Origin of the sequence: Zooshikella harenae (genome assembly GCF_018837975.1) — a bacterium.
Classification (GTDB): Bacteria; Pseudomonadota; Gammaproteobacteria; order Pseudomonadales; family Zooshikellaceae; genus Zooshikella; species Zooshikella harenae.
Genome location: NZ_JAGSOY010000347.1, coordinates 1 through 611 on the forward strand (window position 1 = coordinate 1; position 611 = coordinate 611).

General features: G+C 30.0%; 2 protein-coding genes. Both read left to right on the forward strand.

Annotation, left to right across the window (positions count from 1 at the left end):
- The coding region (locus KCG35_RS26055) for a hypothetical protein (protein ID WP_215822835.1) at nucleotides 1-361 on the forward strand (361 nt) is incomplete at its 5' end.
- Nucleotides 342-611, forward strand: a 270-nt coding sequence (locus tag KCG35_RS26060) for a hypothetical protein (protein ID WP_215822837.1), incomplete at its 3' end; no start/stop codon positions are given. The genes KCG35_RS26055 and KCG35_RS26060, both read left to right, overlap by 20 nt.

Genomic DNA, 611 nt, shown 5'->3' on the forward strand with positions numbered 1-611 from the left:
TCATAAGTATCTTAAAGAGTTTTACTTGACTGGAAATGTTGAGGGAATAAATATTGGGAATTATGAGATTAAATTGAAAGATAATTTTGAATATTTGTTTGGGGATCATTTATTAGTTAATTTATGGCTTCACCCTGATACTAGCAAAGCACGCTGGAGTAAAGTATGGGATTCAATGACAACAAGTTATCCATTAAACTATAGTGTTGATTTATATAGTGATAACCGAGAGCACTTTTTTGAAAGTTCCAGTCAAGGTGGTATATATACTGAATATGGTGCATATGGTGGTTTAGAAGAAAGAATGGTTAAGTATTTTGTATTAAGTGATTGCTTTACAGATGAAAAAAATTTTAATTGAAAAAAAAGAAATTAAGATTATCCCTTGGGATGCAGATACTGTTTTTACTAGAGTATACTGTGGTTTGGGTAGATATTTTAGAAATGTATTAACAAGAAAAGAAAGCCCAAATCCATATGATCCATATCAATATCTAATTAAACTATTTATTAGTACTTTTCCTTATGTGGAAAAATGCACTGAGTTAAAGAATGAAGAGCATACAAAGTATCATGTTGAAAGCATGCACTCTCTTTTATACGCTCTCTTA